Raw genomic sequence first — 5,786 nt, forward strand, 5'->3', positions numbered from 1 at the left:
TATCGGCGGTGATCTTGCCGCGGAACACCCGGTACGACCACGCGGTGTAGCCCAGGATCACCGGCAGCAGCACCGCCAGCCCGGCCAGCACGAACCCCTGCGAGGACGGCGGCGAGGCCGCTTCCCAGATGGTCAGCCCGGGCGGCACGATGTTCGGCCAGATGCCCAGCACCAGGCCGAAGAAGCCGAGCACGAAGAAGCACAGGGTCAGCACGAACGGACGCGCATCGCGGCCCTGCGCCATCGCCGCCCGCCACAGCGCCAGCGCGTTGACCAGCACCAGCAGCGGCACCGGCGACAGCCACCAGAAATTCCCGTCGTGGAACCAGCGCGCCATGATCCGCGAGTCCAGGAACGGCAGCCAGGCGCTGACCAGGCCCATGAACACCACCACCACCAGTACCAGCGGCCGGGTCAGGGTGCGGGCGATGCGCTGCATCGCGCCCTCGGTCTTGAGGATCAGCCAGCTGCCGCCGAGCAACGCATAGCCGAACACCACCGCCGCGCCGGTGAGCATCGAGAACGGGCTGAACCAGCCCAGCACCCCGCCCAGATACTTGCCGTCCTGCAGCGGCATGCCTTCCACCAGCGCGCCCAGGATCACCCCCTGCCAGAACGCCGCGCACAGCGAGCCCAGCGCGAACGCCCAGCCCCACAGATACTTGGAACTGCGCGCCTTGAAGCGGAACTCGAAGGCCACGCCGCGGAACACCAGCGCAATCAGCATCAGCAGCACCGGCAGGTACAGCGCCGACAGCACGATCGCGTAGGCCTTGGGGAAGGCCGCCAGCAGGCCGGCGCCACCGAGCACCAGCCAGGTCTCGTTGCCGTCCCAGATCGGCGCGGCGGTATTCATCATCAGATCGAGCTGGTCCTCGTCCTCGGCGAACGGCGCCAGGATGCCGAGGCCGAGTACGAAGCCGTCCAGCAGCACGTACATCAGCACGCCGAAGCCGATCACGCCGAACCAGATCACCGGCAATACGGTCGCCATGTCCATCAGCGGGTCTCCTCGATGTCGTCGTCGGCCGCCGACAGCGGCCGCGCCGGGGTCTTGTCGCCTTCCTGCATGCGCGGCGCAGGCTCGTGCGGCAGCGGCCCGTGGCGCAGCATGCGCAGGATGTACCAACTGCCGAAGCCGAACACCAGCGCGTAGGCGAGCACGTACACGCTCAGCGAGATCCACACCATCGCCGGGCTTAGCGTCGGGCTGACCGCGTCGCGGGTATGCAGCAGGCCATAGATCACGTAGGGCTGGCGCCCGATCTCGGTGACGAACCAGCCGGCGACCAGCGCCACGAACCCGGCCGGCAGCATCGCGTTCCACGCCAGGTGCAGCGCACGCCGGCGCAGCAACGTGCCGCGCCACCAGAAGAACAGCGACACCAGCGCCAGCAGCAGCATCGCCATGCCCAGCCCGACCATCACCCGGAACGCATAGAACACCGGCTTCACCGGCGGCCGCTCGTCCCGCGGCACCGCGGTCAGCGGGGTGATCTCGCCATCCAGCGTGTGGGTGAGGATCACGCTGCCCAGGCGCGGGATGGTCACTTCGTAATCGTTGCGCTCGGCGGCCTCGTTGGGCACCGCGAACACCACCAGCGGCACGCCCTGCCCCTTCGCCTCGCCATGCCAATGCCCTTCCATCGCCGCCACCTTGATCGGCTGGTGCTCGAGCGTGTTCAGGCCATGCGCATCGCCGGCGGCGATCTGCAACGGCAGCGCGATCGCGGCGAACGCCACCGCCAGCTTGAGCATGCGCCCGGCTGCATCCAGGTGCTCGCCGCGGCGCAGGTACCAGCCGCTGACCCCGCCGATCACGAAACAGGTGGTGATGAATGCGGCCAGCACCATGTGCGTGAGCCGGTACGGGAACGAGGGATTGAAGATCACCTCGCGCCAGTTGGCCGGGTGGAACACGCCTTCGACCACCGCATAGCCGGCCGGCGTCTGCAGCCAGCTATTGGCCGACAGGATCCAGAACGTGGAGATCAGCGTGCCGATGGCGACCAGGCAGGTGGCCAGGAAGTGCAGCTTCTCCGGCACCTTGTGCCAACCGAACAGCATCACCCCGAGGAACGAGGCTTCCAGGAAGAACGCGGTCAGCACCTCGTAGCTGAGCAGCGGCCCGAGGATGTTGCCGGCGCGTTCGCTGAGCACCGCCCAGTTGGTGCCGAACTGGAAACTCATCACGATGCCGCTGACCACGCCCATCCCGAAGGACACGGCGAAGATCTTCAGCCAGAAGAAGTACAGATCGCGCCACACCGTGTCGCGGGTGCGCAGCCAGCGCCACTCCAGGAACGCCAGCCAGCTCGACAGGCCGATGGTGAAGGCCGGGAACAGCACGTGGAAACTGATGACGAATCCGAACTGGATGCGCGACAGCAGCAGGGCGTCCATGAGTAGCGCCTGAGGCAGCGGAAACGATGCCTATTGTTGGTGCGGCGCGGCGAAATGGGATGTGACGGTTTGTCGCAGCGCCGCCATTGCCGCAGGGTTGGCGCAACCGCGATAGCGGAAAGAGGGCTCTGTTCGAGGCTCGGTTCATCGGGCCCCGTCTCAAGCCCGGCGCCTCCATCAATGAGACAACGCCAACTCCACCTTGACTTCCTTTTTGCATCGCATGCTCACCTCGGGAAACTTCCACTGTCCGACAGCATCAAGCACCGCTTCAGCGTATCCTGAATCGGGGAATCTCCTTCTCTCCAGCTGCTTGATATCGACCCTCGATATTTCGGCAACCGATACGTCGCCGTTCCTTTCGATCACGATCGCGACGTAGATCGAGCCGATGAACTGGCTTCCCGTGCGCCCTGGCAGCGCTGGCTGAATGGTTTCGAGCGGGCGCAAGCTGGAGGCGCAGTCGGTCTTCGGCAAGTCGTGCGTTTGCGGTCCGCCAACTGTTGCAAGCGCCGCCCACACAAGCACACTTTTCATGGTTCCCCCCGCGTTTGCATGCTTGCTTGCTCAGTGGCGTGTCGACCCTGGCCTGCGTCATTCCAGGCCGTCGTGACCTGAAGCGACGCGCGGTGTGACAAGCAATCATGGCGCAGCCACCGCGTGCGCCGACTTACCCGATGCGGGTCCGCCAACACCCTCGCCAAGATTACAAGGCCTCCGCTCCCGGTGGCGCCCATGACCAACGGCGCAATCGCCGCCACCCTGGCGGCTGCTACGCTTGCGGTTTGCCGTTCGCCCGGAATTCCAGATGCGTCGTCTCGCCCTGAGCGCTGTTGTGTTGCTGTCCCTGTCATGCCTGCCGCCGCTGGCCGCGGCCCAGGAGGCCGCCGCCCCGCTGACCATCGAGCAGGCCATGGCCGATCCGGACTGGATCGGGCCGCCGGTCGAGGACGCCTGGTGGGCCTGGGACGGGCGCCAGGTGCAGTACCAGCTCAAGCGCACCGGCAGCCCGGTGCGCGACACCTACCGCCAGGGCGTCGACGGCGGCGCCGCGCAGCGGGTCGAGGACGCCCAGCGCAGCACCCTGGACGCGGCCAACCCGGTCTACGACACCCGCCGCCAGCGCATGCTGTTCGTGCGCAACGGCGACGTATTCCTGCGCGACCTGCGCAGCGGCGCGCTGACCCAGCTGACCCGCAGCAACCAGGCCGCCGCGCGGCCGCAGTTCACCACCGATGGCGGCGCGCTGTGGCGGGTCGGCAACGACTGGTACCGCTGGAGCCCGGGCGGCGGCGTGCAGCAGGCCGCGGTGCTCAAGGCCGAGCGCGATCCCGATGCCGCGCCCAAGCCCGACGTGCTGCGCGAGCAGCAACTGCGCACGCTGGAGACCCTGGCCCGCGACCGCGCCCAGCGCGAGCTGCTGCGCCAGCAGGAGCAAGCCTGGCGCCGCGCCGACAGCAGCCGCGCGCCGGCACCGGTGTACCTGGGCGACGACGTGGTGGTCGACGACAGTGCGCTGTCGCCGGACGGCCGCCACCTGCTGGTGGTCACCCACGCCAAGGGCGCCGAGGAAGGCCGCGACAGCAAGATGCCCAAGTACGTGACCGAATCCGGCTACGCCGAGTTCCAGGAAGCGCGCACCCTGGTCGGGCGCAATTCGCCGGTGGCGCAGACCCTGTGGCTGGTCGATGCGGTGGCCGGCAGCGCGCGCAAGCTCGACCTGTCGGTGCTGCCCGGCATCGGCACCGATCCGCTGGCGGCGCTGCGCAAGGCCGCCAAGCAGGAGCCGCTGCAGGGTCCGCGCGCGGTGCGCGTGGAAACCGACGGCGACGGCAGCGGCGCCTCGATGCACTGGAGCGAGGACGGCCGCAACGTCGCCGTGCTGCTGCGTGCGGTGGACAACAAGGACCGCTGGATCGCCAGCGTCGACCTGGACAAGGCGGTGCTGCAGCCGCGCCACCGCCTCACCGATCCGGCCTGGATCAACTGGAGCTTCAACGACTTCGGCTGGATGCCGGACAACCAGACCCTGTGGCTGCTGTCCGAGCAGTCCGGCTATTCGCACCTGTACACCCAGCGCGGCAACGAGAAGCCGCGCCAGCGCACCTCCGGCAAGTGGGAAGTGTCCGCGCCGGTGGTCAGCGCCGACGGCCAGGGCTTCCTGTTCCTGTGCAACCGCAAGTGGCCGGGCGACTACGAGGTGTGCAAGCTCGACCTGCGCAACGACAGCGTCGCCGAGCTGACCTCGCTGGACGGCGTGGAGGACTTCGCGCTGTCGCCGGACGGCCAGCAGTTGCTGGTGCACTACTCCGGCCCCTACCTGCCGCCGCAACTGGCGGTGCTGCCGGCCGCCGGCGGCAACGCGCGCGTGCTCACCGACACCCGCAGTGCCGCGTTCAAGGCGCGCCCGTGGGTGCAGCCGCAGTTCGTGCAGGTGCCGTCCAAGCACGGCGCCGGCACCGTCTGGGGCAAGTACTACGGTCCGGCGCAGCCGGAGCCGGGCAAGCGCTATCCGGTGGTGATGTTCGTGCACGGCGCCGGCTACCTGCAGAACGTGTCGGCGCGCTACACCCCGTACTTCCGCGAGCAGATGTTCCACAACCTGCTGGTGCAGAAGGGCTACATCGTGCTGGACCTGGACTACCGCGCCAGCGCCGGCTACGGCCGCGACTGGCGCACCGCGATCTACCGCGACATGGGCCACCCGGAACTGGAGGACTACCTGGACGGCCTGGACTGGCTGGTCGACAGCAAGCAGGGCGACCGTGGCCGTGCCGGCATCTACGGCGGTTCCTACGGCGGCTTCATGACCTACATGGCGCTGTTCCGCAGCCCCGGCACGTTCAAGGCCGGCGCCGCGCTGCGCCCGGTCGCCGACTGGAGCCAGTACAACCACGAGTACACCTCCAACATCCTCAACACCCCGGACCTGGACCCGGAGGCCTACCGCACCTCCTCGCCGATCGAATACGCCAGCGGCCTGCGCGACCACCTGCTGATCGCCCACGGCATGGTCGACGACAACGTGTTCTTCAAGGACTCGGTCGACATGACCCAGAAGCTGATCGAGCTGCACAAGGACAACTGGGAGATCGCGCCGTACCCGCTGGAGAAGCACGGCTTCACCCGCGCCGATTCCTGGCTGGACGAGTACAAGCGCATCCTCAAGCTGTTCGAACGCGAGCTGCGCTGAGCCGGCCGCATACCGAGGCGCCTGCCGTCGACGTGCGGCAGGCGCAGCGCCCGCGGGGCGCCTTCGGGACAGCGCCAACCACCGGTGTCCGTCACGCATCGCGCCGTTCCGCAGCAGTCAGCGGTCATGCATCCGCGACGCGCGAGGTGGTGAGCCTTCCGATGGCGCAATGCGTCGGGACTGAAGTCCC

Annotated in this window: 4 protein-coding genes; 1 reads left to right on the forward strand and 3 read right to left on the reverse strand. The window is 68.2% G+C overall.

The window, feature by feature from the left end; all coding sequences use genetic code 11:
* The 3 genes from cydB to D180_RS05330 all read right to left on the reverse strand — a co-directional run.
* On the reverse strand, nt 1-1,000 hold a 1,000-nt coding region (gene cydB, locus D180_RS05320), incomplete at its 3' end, for a cytochrome d ubiquinol oxidase subunit II (RefSeq protein WP_017911985.1).
* A complete protein-coding gene (locus D180_RS05325) occupies nt 1,000-2,403 on the reverse strand; it encodes a cytochrome ubiquinol oxidase subunit I (RefSeq protein WP_017910339.1) in 1,404 nt (467 codons plus the stop codon). The genes cydB and D180_RS05325, both read right to left, overlap by 1 nt.
* Nucleotides 2,404-2,580: 177 nt before the next feature.
* Nucleotides 2,581-2,940: a hypothetical protein gene (locus tag D180_RS05330; protein ID WP_043090522.1), complete on the reverse strand. Its 360-nt coding sequence runs from the start codon at nt 2,938-2,940 to the stop codon at nt 2,581-2,583.
* A 271-nt stretch (nt 2,941-3,211) separates the two neighbouring features.
* Here D180_RS05330 and D180_RS05335 point away from each other — a divergent pair, with 271 nt between their 5' ends.
* Nucleotides 3,212-5,596, forward strand: a complete 2,385-nt coding sequence (locus D180_RS05335) for a S9 family peptidase (protein ID WP_043090524.1) — start codon at nt 3,212-3,214, stop codon at nt 5,594-5,596.
* Nucleotides 5,597-5,786: the final 190 nt, after the last annotated feature.

This window comes from Xanthomonas sp. SHU 166, from assembly GCF_000364685.1.
Classification (GTDB): domain Bacteria; phylum Pseudomonadota; class Gammaproteobacteria; order Xanthomonadales; family Xanthomonadaceae; genus Xanthomonas_A; species Xanthomonas_A sontii.